Source organism: Brevundimonas sp. (assembly GCF_035998205.1).
In the GTDB taxonomy this organism is placed as follows: Bacteria; Pseudomonadota; Alphaproteobacteria; order Caulobacterales; family Caulobacteraceae; genus Brevundimonas.
On sequence record NZ_DASYHT010000002.1, the window covers coordinates 282,763 to 296,723 of the forward strand.

The 13,961-nt window shown below is 69.8% G+C and carries 9 protein-coding genes; 7 read left to right on the top strand and 2 right to left on the bottom strand.

What is annotated here, in order from left to right:
- Positions 1–152: 152 nt before the first annotated feature.
- Entirely contained in the window at positions 153–3,161 is a 3,009-nt protein-coding gene (locus VGN74_RS01475) for a TonB-dependent receptor domain-containing protein (protein WP_327445587.1), read from the top strand.
- A 101-nt stretch (positions 3,162–3,262) separates the two neighbouring features.
- Positions 3,263–4,057, top strand: coding sequence for a hypothetical protein (locus tag VGN74_RS01480; RefSeq protein ID WP_327445588.1), 795 nt, complete (start codon positions 3,263–3,265; stop codon positions 4,055–4,057).
- A 64-nt stretch (positions 4,058–4,121) separates the two neighbouring features.
- Here the strand turns inward: VGN74_RS01480 and VGN74_RS01485 are convergent, their stop codons facing one another.
- Positions 4,122–7,355: a TonB-dependent receptor domain-containing protein gene (locus VGN74_RS01485; RefSeq protein ID WP_327445589.1), complete on the bottom strand. Its 3,234-nt coding sequence runs from the start codon at positions 7,353–7,355 to the stop codon at positions 4,122–4,124.
- 149 nt (positions 7,356–7,504) lie between these two features.
- Positions 7,505–8,206 carry an HAD family hydrolase gene (locus tag VGN74_RS01490; RefSeq protein ID WP_327445590.1) on the bottom strand — a complete coding sequence of 234 codons (702 nt, stop codon included), beginning with the start codon at positions 8,204–8,206 and terminating at the stop codon, positions 7,505–7,507.
- Between the two features lie 126 nt (positions 8,207–8,332).
- Here VGN74_RS01490 and VGN74_RS01495 point away from each other — a divergent pair, with 126 nt between their 5' ends.
- The 5 genes from VGN74_RS01495 to dnaG all read left to right on the top strand — a co-directional run bounded on the left by VGN74_RS01495 (position 8,333) and on the right by dnaG (position 13,918).
- Positions 8,333–9,022 (top strand): SDR family NAD(P)-dependent oxidoreductase, encoded by a 690-nt coding sequence (locus tag VGN74_RS01495; protein ID WP_327445591.1) that lies wholly within the window; start codon positions 8,333–8,335, stop codon positions 9,020–9,022.
- Positions 9,023–9,117: 95 nt separating this feature from the next.
- Positions 9,118–10,275: a glutamine-hydrolyzing carbamoyl-phosphate synthase small subunit gene (gene carA / locus VGN74_RS01500; protein WP_327445592.1), complete on the top strand. Its 1,158-nt coding sequence runs from the start codon at positions 9,118–9,120 to the stop codon at positions 10,273–10,275.
- Positions 10,276–10,336: 61 nt separating this feature from the next.
- Positions 10,337–11,497: a patatin-like phospholipase family protein gene (locus VGN74_RS01505; RefSeq protein ID WP_327445593.1), complete on the top strand. Its 1,161-nt coding sequence runs from the start codon at positions 10,337–10,339 to the stop codon at positions 11,495–11,497.
- A gap of 17 nt (positions 11,498–11,514) precedes the next feature.
- Positions 11,515–12,024, top strand: coding sequence for a hypothetical protein (locus VGN74_RS01510; RefSeq protein WP_327445594.1), 510 nt, complete (start codon positions 11,515–11,517; stop codon positions 12,022–12,024).
- Positions 12,025–12,049: 25 nt separating this feature from the next.
- Positions 12,050–13,918 carry a DNA primase gene (gene dnaG, locus VGN74_RS01515; RefSeq protein WP_327445595.1) on the top strand — a complete coding sequence of 623 codons (1,869 nt, stop codon included), beginning with the start codon at positions 12,050–12,052 and terminating at the stop codon, positions 13,916–13,918.
- Positions 13,919–13,961: the final 43 nt, after the last annotated feature.

Sequence of the window (13,961 nt, forward strand, 5' to 3'; positions counted from 1 at the left end):
GCGTTGGTGGGATCGTTCCGGGGGAGCCCCATTTGCGCCTTTATCCGCCCTATTGTGACGGCCCGGCGTCAAAGGTGCGACGCCCCGACGTCAAACGACGCCGCGCATCCGCCGATGCGCGGCCTTTCAGTTTTGAATTTGGAGTCACAGCGTTGACCTCGTCTCTCTCCCGCAAGCTGCTTAATCACACCGTCCTGACCGGCGTCGCCGGTCTGGCGCTCTGGGCCCCGGGCCTTGCCTTCGCCCAGGACGCCGCCCAGGCCCCTGAAGCGACCGAGGTCGAGGAAATCGTGATCACCGGGTCGCGTATCCCGCGCAACGAGTTCACCAGCTCTGACCCGATCCAGGTCCTGACCGCCGAGCGCGCCGAACAGCGCGGCCTGAGCGACACGGCCCAGCTGCTGCAGAGCTCGACGCTCGCCGCCGGCTCGCCGCAGGTGAACGCCGCCATCTCGAGCGCCTTCGTCACCGACGGCGGCCCGGGCTCCTCGACCATCTCGCTGCGCGGCCTCGGCGCCAACCGCACCCTCGTGCTGCTGAACAGCCGCCGCGCCGGTCCGGCCGGCACCCGCGGCGGGGTTTCGGCCTTTGACCTGAACGTCGTGCCGCAGTCGTCGATCAATCGCATCGATGTGCTGAAGGACGGCGCCTCGTCGATCTACGGTTCGGACGCCGTGGCCGGCGTCGTCAACCTGATCACCGAGCGTGGCCGCGACGGCGGCGAGATGTCGGTGTTCGCCTCGGTGCCCGTCGAGGGCGGCGGCGAGCAGTACAACATCAACGGCACCTTCGGCCGCACCTTCGACCGGGGCTACATCAATGTCTCGGGCGACTACTATCTTCAGGAAACCCTGCGCGCCGGCGATCGCGACTACCTGAACTGCCGCAACCAGTTCGTCTTCGAGCCGGGCACCCGCACGCGCGCCGACCGCATCGACCCGCGCACTGGCCAGCCGCAGTGCACCGACCTGGCCTGGGGCCAGATCTTCGTCTACGGCCCGGACTTCTCGGGTCGCGCCGGCCGCTTCCAGTTCGACTATGACGGCGACCTCGGCCAGTACATCCCGACCCGCCCGGCCGACCCGGCCGTTTCGGCGGCCTACCCGGACGCGCCGGCGGGCTTCTATCTGGTCAGCTACGACACCCCGTCGCGGGCCGTGACCAACAACCTGAGCCCGTTCGCGCTCGAAGAGTCGGTCATTCCGGAAATCGAGCGTTACACCCTGTTCGTCGACGGGGCCTACGAGATCGGCAACGGCATCGAGGCCTATGGCGAGTTCCTGCTGAACCGTCGTGAGTCGCGCACCGACAGCTACCGCCAGTTCTGGAACTACACCTACACGGCGGACTTCCTCGACTTCTACTACGGCCCGGGCGCGGGCGGTGACCCGGTCACCGGCTTCACCGGCCTGAACCTGCTGAGCGCCACCCCGATCACCGATCACTTCGACCAGGAGCAGATCGTCGATTACGGCCGCATCGTCGGCGGCCTGCGCGGCAACCTCGGCGGCTGGAGCTGGGATATCTTCGCCCAGTACAGCCGGTCGGACGGGGACTACACCTCGGACATCATCCTGAAGGATGCGGTCGACTCGACCAGCTTCAAGACCGCGTCGTGCGTCGGCACCAACCTGCCGATCAGCGGCCGTCCCTGCATCGACGTCGACTTCACCGACCCGCAGTTCCTCGCCGGCAACCTGACGCCGGAAGAGCGGGCCTTCCTGTTCGACACCGAGACCGGCAACACCCTGTACGAACAGACCTATGTCGAGGGCTCGATCGCCGGCAACCTGTTCGAGCTGCCCGCCGGTCCGCTGGGCGTCGCCGCCGGCTTCCACCTGCGTCGTGACGAGATCCGGGACGTCCCGGGCGAAGTCACCCTGGCCGGCAACAGCTGGGGCCTGTCGGGCGCCGGCATCACCGAGGGCTCTGAAGACACCAACGAGGCCTATCTGGAGCTGGCCGTCCCGCTGCTGCGCGACGCGCCGTTCGTCCAGGCGCTCGATCTGTCCCTGTCGGGCCGCTACACCGACACCAAGACCTCGGGCGACGCCTCGACCTACAAGGTCGGCCTGAACTGGGCGGTCAATGACTCGGTCCGCATCCGCGCCACCCACGGCACCTCGTTCCGCGCCCCGGCCCTGTTCGAGCTGTACCTCGCTGACCAGACCAGCTTCATCGGCCAGCGCAACATCGATCCCTGCCTGAACCTCGACCAGCGTGTCGCGGACGGCGCGCTCGACGCCAGCTCGACCCTGTACCGCAACTGCACCAGCCCGACCGGGCCGGGCGGCGGCGTGGCCGGCGACTTCACCGGCGGCGTTTCGTCGACCGAGGTGGTGACCGGCGGCGGTCTGGGCGTGCTGGAGCCCGAGACCTCGCAGGCGACGGTCATCGGCGTGGTGCTGACCCCGACCGACACCAACCTGAGCCTCGCGGTCGACTACTTCGAGATCCGCATTGAGGATCAGGTGGGCGTGCTTAGCGCCGCGGGGATCCTGCAGGCCTGCTATCTGTCGGAGACCTTCCCGACCGATCCGATCTGCAACCAGTTCGATCGGGATCCGACCCTCGATGGCAGCATCAGCCAGGTGCGCGCCAGCTACCTGAACATCGCCGAGCAGAACAACCGCGGCCTCGACTTCACGGCCCGGTGGTTCCACGACTTCTCGTTCGGCACCGTCAACCTGGACAGCCAGACGACCTGGACGCTGGAGTCGAACGAGGCGACGTTCGCCAGCTTCGGCACCGACTTCCTCGGCCGGATCGGCAACCCGGAGCTGGTCGGCAACATCAACCTGAGCCTGACGCGCGGTCCGTGGACCGCCTTCTGGGGCTTCGACTGGATCGGCAAGCAGGACAACGCCCCGTTCCGCATCGCCAACGGCGAGTCGATGTTCACCACCGTCGACGGGCGTCGTGTGGAGCTGAAGGCCTCGGCCGAGTTTACCGGCTTCCACAGCGCCTCGCTGGCCTATGAGGGCGAGGGCTGGGCCATCTCGGGCGGGATCGCCAACCTGTTCGACGAACTGCCGCCGGCGGCCTCGTCGACGGCCATCGGCACCCGCGTGGGCAGCCAGGGCAACTCGATCCTCGCGTCGCAGTACACCGAGGGCTACTACGGCCGTCGCGCCTTCCTGCGGCTGTCGAAGTCGTTCTAAGACCGTCCGACGGTCCTGATCCTGCGAGGGCGGCGGAGCGATCCGCCGCCCTTTGCACGTGCAGGACCGACGGTCCCTGTTTCCTGCCGGAGCCTCCCGACATGGCCATCATCCGCGGCCTGACCGACACCCTGGACGCCGAGGTCGCCCGCTTCGCCCAGGCGCCGCTGCGCCAGCCCGTGCTGGTCAACAGCGTGCCCAAGGGCGGCACCCACCTGCTGCGCAACATCCTGCGGATGTTCGTGCCGGTGGAGCAGCACCACGCCCGCGACTTCGTCCAGATCCCCAACATGCACCAGCATCTGGACGCCTTCGATCCGAACAATCCGCGGCTGGCGGCGGCGCATCTGCTGTTCAGTGACCAGTCCTGGGCCAATGTGCGCCATGCCCGGCACCTGCTGCTGGTGCGCGACCCCTACGACTGGGTGCTGGCGCGGGCCCGCTTCTACGTCTCGGAGGAGTTCGACCAGGAGAACCTGAGGCACCTGAAGCTGCCGGGCCTGTTCACCGCCGAGGCGCTGCTCAACATGATGATCTTCGGCGTCCACCAGAAGTCGCCGGCGCTGATCGACATCTACACCCACAACGCCGTCGCCTGGCTGGGCGCCGGCGTCCATCTGGTGCGCTACGAGGACGTTGTGGCGGCCGTGCGTGATGTGGATGGCCCGCAGGGCGAGGCCTTCTTCGCCGGCCTGTTCGAGGCGGCGGGCATCGACCGGCCGGACGACTGGCGCGAACGGGTGCAGGTCGGGGCGGATCGCCGCCGCAGCCGCACGGCGCGGGAGAATCTCAAGCTGCCGGAGGGTCTCGTCTTCCCGGACGCCCTGCCGGAGACGCAGAAGCGGCTCGTCGACGTCCATGCGCCGGGACTTCGGGCGCTGCTCGGCTACGCCTGACGCCCCAACGAAAAGGGGCGGCCCGCAGGCCGCCCCTTCCGTCTCCAGCCGTGTGTCCGTCGGCTCAGTAGGTGGCCAGCAGGCGCACGAAGAAGCTGCGGCCGACCGGTGACACCGGGGTCGCCACCGAGCCGAGATACGGCTGCTCGTCGGTCAGGTTGCGGACCCCGGCCGTGGCGACGAGGTTGTCGCGCACCCGCCACTCCACCGAGGCGTTGTGGCTGAAGAAGTCGTCGGTGAACTGCGGATCGAAGTTGGCCACGTCCTCGATCGGGGTCGAGTTCAGGGTCTGCTCGCTCTGATAGTTGGTGAACCACGAGACGGTGAAGTCCCCGACGTTCCACGCCAGCGTCGCGTTCAGCGCCCACTCCGGATAGCTCAGCTCCTTCTTGACCGGATTGGCCAGGGTCGGGTCCGCCACGAACGGGAAGTTGTTGCGTTCTTCCCACCAGCTGCCGCCCAGCGAGGCCCGGACACTGCCCCAGGTCGGCTGACCCAGCTGCTCGAGGTCGAAGCCGTAGCTCATGTTGAAATCGACGCCGGAGGCTTCCAGCCGCGCAAAGTTCAGCTGGGTCTGCAGCAGGTAGTTGAACCCGAGGTAGGTCGGTGAGGTGACCGTGCGGTTCCGGGTGAACAGGGCGCAGTACTGGTTGTTGAGGTCCGGCGCGTCGTAGCAGCTGTTGACGATGTCCTGCGCCGCCACGGCCGCGATCGCGTCCTCGATCTCGATGTTCCAGTAGTCCACCGTGGCCGAGAAGCCCTCGAGGAACCGCGGCGTCAGCACGAGCCCGTAGGTGTAGGTGGTGGCCGATTCCTCGCCGAGGTTCGGGTTGCCGCCGGTCTGGCCGGTGAAGCGCGCTGTCAACGGATCGACGAAGGTGTAGGGCGCGCCCGGCGCGATGCCGAGGTCCGCGCGGCAGTTGGCCTCGCGGTTGGCCGGGCTGTTGCCGAGGCCGATGTTGGCGACATCGCACGGGTCGACCGGGCGGAAGGTGGCGGAGCTGAGCGGTGAGAACAGCTCGGCGATGTTGGGCGCACGGATGGCGACCGAGTACCCGCCCCGCACCCGGATGTCGCGGATCGGCGACCAGATCAGCGAGGCGTTCCAGGTCGAGGTCTCGCCGACGGTGGAATAGTCGCCGATGCGACCCGCCAGCTTGAGGGTGAGCAGCTCCGCAAACGGCGCGCCTGACAGGATCGGCAGATCGAGTTCGGCGAAGGCTTCCTTGACGTCATAGCCGCCCGACACCGCCGCGGTGGACTGGTACTGGAAGGTGTAGCCCGCAGCGCTGAAGGGGTCGGGCGTGAATTCGCTGCCTTCGTCCCGATACTCGCCGCCGATGACGAAGCCGATCGGTCCGCCGGGCAGGCTGAACCACGCCTCGGTGTCGCCGACGAGGTAGGCTGACAGGACCGTCTGGTCGATCTTCGACTTGCTGACCGTCTCGTAGCGCAGGAACTCAAGGGCTTCCGGGCTGGCCGCGCCGACGCCGAACAGGTTCAGCGGACGGCAGGGCGAGTTGGCCCCGGGGGTGAAGGTGGTGAAGCCGCCGAACTGCTGGATGGTCGCGCCGGGACCGAAGTTGGCCGTATCGGTCAGGTAGGAGTAGCGGGGGAAGGCCGTCGGATCGAGGGTCGAGCGGCAGACAGCCTGGCCGGTCGCGGGGTCCGTGACGGCGTCGATGGCCGCAAAGTAGCGGTCCTCAAGGCGCGCGAAGCTGCGGCCCTCGCTGTCGGTCTGACCGTAGTTCAACGCGACGTCATAGGTCCAGCCGTTGTCCAGTTCGCCGTCGAAGCCGATGACGATGCGCTTGCTGTGTCGCTCCGAGGTCCCGCGCGGATCGAACAGGTCGATGTTGTCGCGCGCCAGGGTGATAAGCGAATTGGCGTCGCCGTTGCCGGCCGCGATCTCGGCGTTGACGATGTTGCGGATCGCCGTCGGGATGAACGGGTTGTCCAGCGCGATCGGGATCGAGTCGTCGAAGGTGTTGTAGGGGTTGAAGGTGACCCCCTCGTTGTAGGCGTACTTGAACTCGACATAGGGCCGGAAGCGCGGCGACACTTCGTAGTTCAGATTGATGTTCAGGTTGACCGAGCTTTCGCGCGGCATGAGCGACTGGTTGTTGAAGGTCTCGGGCGCGCCGTCGCCGCCGGAGTGATTGGTGAAGCCTGCGATCAGGCCGTCGCGATAGGGACGGACCTGACCGGTGACCGGGTCGGTGACCCAGCAGCCGACCGGGAAGCCGCCGCCGCTGCCGCGGCCGCCGAGGCTTTGCAGGCAGTCAAACGTCCCGTTGCCGTCGAGGTCGGGCCTCGTGGCGAAGTCACCGGGCCCGCCGGCGAAACCGAAGCCGTAAGGATCATAGCCGATGAGGCCGCCGATCGAGGAGATCGAGAAGCGCGGGTCGTTGTAGTAGGTGCGCGGGGCCGCCGCCTGGGCCCGGGCGATCAGGGCCGGGTCAGTGTTGGCGTAGCGCGGGCTGCCATTGGCCAGCAGGATGGTGCGGCCGATCACGGTGTTGGCGCTCAGCCCAGTCGGCACCGGGTCGCCCACCTGGAAGACGCGCGCCGGGTTCGGATAGTCGTTGGCGACCTGGTTGTCGCGCGACCAGTCGCGGTCGCCGTAGAACAGCTCTTCGGCGTGGCTGCCCTGCACGGCGAAGGTGACATTCCCGCGGCCACCGTGGAAATTGCGGCCGTGCAGGAAGGACGCGAAGAGCTCGCCGCGGTCGCCTTCGCCGGACATGCCGGCCTGGATGTCGAACTCGGTGCCTTCAAAGTCATCCTTGAGCACAAAGTTGACCACGCCGGTGACCGCGTCGGAGCCGTACACGGCCGAGGCGCCGCCGGTCAGGACGTCCACCCGTTCCACCAGACCGGACGGGATGGTCGAGACGTCTACCGCCGCGCTGCCTTGCAGGCCCGCGACGTGACGACGGCCGTTGACCAGGACGAGAGTCCGGTTGTCGCCCATGCCGCGGAGGTTCAGCGTAGCGGCGCCGCCGTTGGCTTGGGCGGCGCTTTCGCCAGCCTGCAGGGCCGGAAGCACGTCCAGGATGTCCGCGATGGCGGTGACCCCCTGGCGGGTGATCTGCTCGGGCGTCACAAGCTGCACGGGCTGGGGGGCGTTCTCGGCGCGGATGGCGATCCGCGACCCGGTGATGACGATCTCCTCGACCTCGGTCGCCTCCTGGGCCAGCGCGGCGCCGGCGGCGAAGCTGGCGACGGTCGCGATGGCGGCTCCCGTCAGAAGATTCTTGCGCCGAGCGCGCGTGGACGAGATCGAAAGCGGCATCATGGACCCCCGAAAGCCGGTTCAGTGAAGGGGCCCACCGTCCGGGGAACGTCGAAACCTGACAAGCCGGCGCGTCATGTTGCAGTGCAACTAGGTCGCCGTGTGCGGCGCATAAGACACGGTTTCGCCACGATTCCGCCCGGAAAGCGGCCTTATGTCGCAGTCGCAGCCTCGAGCCAGCCGGGCGCGTCGGCCAGGGTCTCGAGCGCCGCGTAGCGGGGATTACCCTCGGGCGCGTCCGCCAGCTCGTGCGCCCAGGTGACCACATAGGGCACATGCGCGGCCCAGGCGCCCGCCTCCAGCGCCGGCAACACGTCGGAGCGCATGGAGTTGCCGATCATCGCCGCCTCTTCGGCGCCGCTGCCATGACGCGCAAACACCCGGGTGTAGGTCTCCGCCGTCTTCTCCGAGACGATCTCCACCGCCGCGAACAGGTCGCCGAGGCCCGAGGCGGCCAGCTTGCGCTCCTGGTCCAGCAGGTCGCCCTTGGTGATCAGCACCAGCCGGTACCGCTCCGACAGGGTAGCGAGGGTCGCCTCCACCCCCGACAGCGGCTCCACCGGATGGGCCAGCATCTCGCGGCCGGCGGCGAGGATCTCGCGGATCACGGCGGGATCGACCCGGCCGTCGGTCAGCTCCATGGCCGTCTCGATCATCGACAGGGTGAAGCCCTTCACCCCGTAGCCATAGAGTCTGAGGTTCCGCCGCTCGACCTCGGCCAGACGCCCCTCGATCATCTCCGGGTCGGCCGCCTCGGCCAGCAGCGCCGCGAAGCGGGCGTGCGTCATCCGGAAGATGGTCTCGTTGTGCCAGAGGGTGTCATCGGCATCGAGGCCGACGGTGGTGATGGGCATGGGGCGGCTCCGCAGCGGGCCGCGGGCATCGCGCGCGAACCGGCGCGGGTCAAGCCGGGGCGATCGGCCGCGTTGTCCTGCCGGTCCCGAGGCGCGTAGGCCGGGCCGGATGACGGAGACGGCGGCATGACCTCTGGCGCAGCGGTGGTGATCGGGGCCTCGGGGGGCGTGGGCGGCGCGGTGCGGTCCTGGCTGGAAGCCTCGGGCCGGTTCGAGGTGGTGCACGGCGTGTCCCGCCGCGGCGACGGGATCGACATCACCGACGAGGCTTCGGTCGCCGGCCTCGCCGCCCGACTCGCCGACGGTCCGCCGCTCGAGCTCGTGTTTGTCGCCACCGGCGTGCTGCACGACGGGTTCGAGCCGGAGCGCAGCTTCAAGGCCATGCAGGCGGCGCATCTGCTGCGCGACTTCCAGGTCAACGCCCTGGGCCCGGCGCTGCTGGCCCGGCATCTGATTCCCCTGATGCCCCGCGACCGGCGGGCGGTGTTCGCGGCCCTGTCGGCGCGGGTGGGGTCGATCGGCGACAACCGGCTGGGCGGCTGGCACAGCTACCGCGCCTCCAAGGCGGCCCTGAACATGATCCTGAAGACCCTGGCGGTGGAGCTGGCGCGGACCCATCCGCAGGCGGTGGTGGCCGGCCTGCATCCCGGCACCGTGGACACCGGCCTGTCGAAGCCGTTCCAGCGCGGCGTGCAGCCGGAAAAGCTGTTCACGGCGGACCAGTCCGCGGCGTATCTGCTGCAGGTGCTGGACGGGCTGACGCCGGCCGAGTCCGGCGGCGTCTTCGCCTGGGATGGCGCGCGGGTCCCGGAATAGCCGCAAAGGGCGTCTCATGCGTTGACCCGGTCGGCCGCCCCCTGTAGCGGAGCGACCGTTTGCCCGCCCCCCGCGCCGCCAGAAGGAGTCCGCCCATGACCGCCAGACTGATCGAGGGGGCGACCGGGGTGCTGGTGCTGGCGGACGGCACCGTGTTCCAGGGGATCGGCGCCGGGGCCGTGGGCCAGGCGCTCGGCGAGGTGGTCTTCAACACCGCCATGACCGGCTATCAGGAGATCCTGACCGACCCCAGCTACATGAGCCAGATCCTCGCCTTCACCTTCCCCCACGTCGGCAACGTCGGGGTCAATGTCGAGGACCTGGAGCAGATCGGCGGCGGGGCCGACACCTCGGCCCGGGGCGCAGTGTTCCGCGACCTGCCGACCGCCCCGGCCAACTGGCGCGCCGACGACAGCTTCGACGCCTGGATGAAGCGCCGCGGCGTGGTGGCCCTGGCCGGGGTCGACACCCGCGCCCTGACCCAGGCCATCCGCGACAAGGGCGCGCCCCATGCGGTGATCGCCCACGACCCCGAAGGTCGTTTCGATCTGGAGGCCCTCGTGGCCGAGGCGCGCGGCTGGACCGGCCTCGTCGGTCTCGACCTGGCCAAGCCGGCCTCGACCCTGCAGAGCTTCGACTGGGACGAGGGCCTGTGGGAGTGGCCCGAGGGCTATCCGCGCGTCGACGCGAAGGGCAAGTCGGTCGTGGTCGTGGACTATGGCGTCAAGCGCAACATCCTGCGCGCCCTCGCCTCGACGGGCGTGAAGATCACCGTGGTGCCGGCGACGACGACGGCGGAAGAGATCCTGGCCCGCAATCCGGACGGCGTGGTGCTGTCCAATGGCCCGGGCGATCCGGCGGCTACCGGCGAATACGCCGTGCCGGAGATCCGCAAGCTGGTCGACAGCGGCAAGCCGGTGTTCGGCATCTGCCTCGGCCACCAGATGCTGGCCCTCGCGCTCGGCGCCAGGACCGTGAAGATGGCCCAGGGCCACCACGGGGCGAACCACCCGGTGAAGGACCTGACCACCGGCAAGGTCGAGATCGTGTCGATGAACCACGGCTTCACCGTGGATCGCGACAGCCTGCCCGAGGCGGTGATCGAGACCCATGTCAGCCTGTTCGACGGCACCAATTGCGGCATCGCCCTGAAGGACCGTCCGGTGTTCAGCGTGCAGCACCACCCGGAGGCCAGCCCCGGCCCGACGGACAGCCTCTATCTGTTCCAGCGCTTCGCCGACGCCATGAGCTGACGGCGGGGCGGCGCCGGCGTCGGCGTTCTGCTACGATTACGGGGTGAAGCGACATCCGGGCATGCCCTCACCCCGTCTCCGGCCCCGCGCCCTGGTGGCGGGCCTCCTCGCGATCGGCCTCGTCGGGCTGGGCGGATGCGTCGGCCTGTCTCGCGACTCCTATTCCAGCGAGGACCGCACCGGGGCCGTGCCCGTCGCCTTCCGCCCCGACGCCGAGCCGCCGGTGCGGCTGTTCATCGATGATCGCGAGCGCCTCGCCATGTTCGAGGCCCAGGTCGAGCGGGGCCTGCAGGTCGGTCCCGACGGGCGGTTCGACGTGCTGGCGCTTTCCGGCGGCGGCGCCAACGGCGCCTTTACCGCGGGCGTGATGAGCGGCTGGACCGAGGCGGGGACCCGGCCCGATTTCGAGGTCGTCACGGGCGTCTCGACCGGGGCGCTGGCGGCGCCCTTCGTCTTTCTCGGGCCGGACTGGGACAATGAGCTGGCGGACGCCTACATCGGCGGCGCCGCCGACGGGCTGCTGCGCCCGCAGGGCCTGGGGGCCTTCTTCGGCTCCGGCATCTTCCAGGACGCGCCGCTGCGCCAGCTGGTGGAGCGCTATGTCGACGAGGCCATGCTGGCGGCGATCGCCGAGGAGCATCGCAAGGGCCGGACCCTTTTGGTGGCCACCACCGACCTCGACGCCCAGCGCGGCGTCAGCTGGGACATGGGCGCCATCGCCGCCCACGGCGGCCCCGACGCGGTGAAGCTGTTTCAGGACGTGCTGGTCGCCTCCGCCAGCGTGCCGGGGGTGTTCCCGCCGGTCCTGATCGAGTCCTCCAACGGCGGGGTCGTGTTCCGGGAGATGCATGTGGACGGGGGCGTGACCACGCCCTTCCTGGCCCTGCCGGAGGACATGTGGAGTTACAGCGATCCGTCCGGGCACCTGCGCGGCGCGCGCCTGCATGTGGTCGTCAACGGCAAGCTGTCGCCCAGCTTCGGCGTCACCTCCGACACGCCGCAGACGGTGCTCGGGCGGTCGGTCGATGTGTTGTTGCGCGGCGCGCTGATCTCGGCGCTGGCCGGCAACCGCGCTTTCGCCGAGCGCAACGGCGTGCAGTTCCGCTACGCCGCCATCCCCGACGACCTCGACGCCCCGCCGCTCAGTTTCCGCACCGAGACCATGCAACGGGTGTATGAGGCGGGGCGGCAGGGCGCCCTCAGCGGCGACATCTGGCGCTAGGCCCTACGGAGACTGCGATGCCCCTTCTCGTGTCCATGCTTGCGGCGATCAGCGTCCAGGCGGCGCCGCAGGACGCCGCCTCCCGTCCCGAGCTGCTGCAGCGGCTGGTCGCTTGCCGCGCCGAGACCGTCGACGCGGCGCGGCTGGCTTGTTTCGACGCCGCCGTCGCCGCGCTGGACGCGGCCGAGCGCAGCGGCGACGTCACGGTGGTCGACCGCGAGCAGGTGCGCGCCGCCCGCCGCAGCCTGTTCGGCATCGAGGGCGGCGACCTGAACATCTTCCGCGGCCGCGGCGGGGACGAGGCCGAGGACGCGACGCTGGAAACCCGGCTGGCCTCGGCCGGGCAGGGGCGGGACGGCTGGCGCTTCACGCTGGAGGACGGCTCGGTCTGGCGCCAGATCGACAGCGAGCGCCTGCGCGTGACCCCTCGCGCGGGCCAGTCGGTGGTCATCCGCCGCGGCGCCATCGGCAGCTATCTGCTCAGCGTCGACGGGGCGCGGTCCCTGCGCGTCCGCCGCGAGCGCTGAGGCGCGATTCGCGCTACACAGCCCCGTGCGGTTCGACGAGCGATACATCGAGGAGCTGAAGAGCCGGCTGCGGCCGTCCGACATCATCGGGCGGACCGTCAAGCTGAAGCGCCAGGGGCGTGAGTGGGTGGGCCTCAGCCCCTTCACCAAGGAGAAGTCGCCCAGCTTCTTCGTCAACGACGACAAGGGCTTCTTCCACGATTTCTCGTCGGGCAAGCACGGCGACGTCATCAGCTTCCTGCAGGAGACCGAGCGGCTCAGTTTCGTCGAGGCGGTCAGCCGGCTGGCGGGGGAGGCGGGCATGGCCCTGCCGGCCGAGGACCCGCAGGCCGCCGAGCGCGAGCAGAAGCGTCAGGGCCTCGCCGACTGGCTGGACCTGGCCCAGAAGTGGTTCGCCGCCAACCTGCGCCGCTCGGCCGGCGCCGCCACCCGGGATTATCTGGCCCGCCGCGGCCTGCCCGAGGACCAGTGGGAGCGCTTCGGCCTCGGCTACGCTCCCAATGACCGCGAGGGTCTCAAGACGGCGCTGGTGCAGCGCGGGGCGCGGCCCGGCGATCTGGTCGAGGCCGGCCTGCTGATCGCCCCGGAGGGCGGCGGGGCCCCTTATGACCGGTTCCGCGACCGGCTGATGTTCCCGATCCTCGACGCCCGCGGCCGCATCGTCAGCTTCGGCGGCCGGGCCATGAAACCGGACGACCGGGCCAAGTATCTGAACGGGCCCGAGAGCCCGCTCTTCCACAAGGGCGCGACCCTCTACGGCCTGCCCGAGGCGCGCCGCATCCTCGGCGCGGCCTCCAGCAGCGACCACGCCCTGATCGTGGTCGAGGGCTACATGGACGTGATCGCCTGCCAGCGGGCGGGGCTGCCGGCGGTGGCGCCGATGGGCACGGCCCTGACCGAGGAGCAGATGGCCGTGCTGTGGCGCGTGTCGTCCGAGCCGGTGCTGTGCTTCGACGGCGACGCCGCCGGTCTGCGCGCCGCCTATCGCGCCGTGGAGCGGGCCCTGCCGCTGTTGAAGCCGGGACGGTCGTTCCGCTTCGCCCTTCTGTCCGGCGGCAAGGACCCGGACGACATCCTGCGCGAGGCGGGGGCCCCGGCCCTGCGCCAGGCGGTGGGGGAGACCCGCCCCTTCGCCGAGGTGCTGTTCCAGCGCGAGCAGGCGGCCGAGCCCCTCGACACGCCGGAGCGCCGCGCCGGCTTCAAGGGGCGTCTGCGCCAGGCGGCCCAGGCGATCCAGGACCGCGATCTCGCCGAACAGTACCGGGCCGAGCTGTTCGACCGCTTCGACGCCCTGTTCCCCGCCCGCTCACGTGCGCCGGCCCAGCCGGGGCGGGGGGGCGGCCGTACCGGTGGGCGTTTCGGCCCGCCGCCGCTGCTCGGCCAGACGCCCGAGGGGGCCGAGGCCATGGCCGCCCTGTCCCGGGCGCTGGAACCCATGGCCGCCGCCATCGCCCACGGGGCGCTGGATGATCCCGAGCGGATGGACGCGCATCTGGAGGCCGTGGCGACCCATGGCCTCGGCGATCCGCAGCTGGAGCCGCTGGCCCAGGCCATGGTCGCCAGCCGCTTCGCCGGGCAATCGCTTGACTCTTCGGGACTCCGCCGCCATCTGGCGAACTTGGGTCATGGCGTCCTGTTGCGTGAGGTCGAGAAGGCGGCGGCAAAGTCCGGCGCGCCTTTCCTGGCTGCAGACAAGCCCCTCGCCGAGGCGCGGACCCTTTGGTCGCAGGCGTTCGATGCGTTGACGCGCGTCGCGGCGCTGGAGTCGGCCCTGGAGGCGGTCAAGGCCGCGCCGGGGCAGGATGACACGTTCCGTCGGCTGAAGGCCGAGCGGGACGCGCTTCGCCGTGCGATCAAGACCGGAGACATTTGGGATTTGTCCGCGGGCCGGTAACCCCGGCGCGGATGAACAGTTGTATCGGCGGATCGACCCCGCC

Excerpts from the sequence above, each read along its gene's own strand:
- VGN74_RS01505 (WP_327445593.1), top strand. The coding sequence starts at position 10,337 with ATGCCCTCACCCCGTCTCCGGCCCCGCGCCCTGGTGGCGGGCCTCCTC.
- VGN74_RS01485 (WP_327445589.1), bottom strand. The coding sequence starts at position 7,355 with ATGATGCCGCTTTCGATCTCGTCCACGCGCGCTCGGCGCAAGAATCTT.
- VGN74_RS01510 (WP_327445594.1), top strand. The coding sequence starts at position 11,515 with ATGCCCCTTCTCGTGTCCATGCTTGCGGCGATCAGCGTCCAGGCGGCG.
- VGN74_RS01495 (WP_327445591.1), top strand. The coding sequence starts at position 8,333 with ATGACCTCTGGCGCAGCGGTGGTGATCGGGGCCTCGGGGGGCGTGGGC.
- VGN74_RS01490 (WP_327445590.1), bottom strand. The coding sequence starts at position 8,206 with ATGCCCATCACCACCGTCGGCCTCGATGCCGATGACACCCTCTGGCAC.
- VGN74_RS01480 (WP_327445588.1), top strand. The coding sequence starts at position 3,263 with ATGGCCATCATCCGCGGCCTGACCGACACCCTGGACGCCGAGGTCGCC.
- carA (WP_327445592.1), top strand. The coding sequence starts at position 9,118 with ATGACCGCCAGACTGATCGAGGGGGCGACCGGGGTGCTGGTGCTGGCG.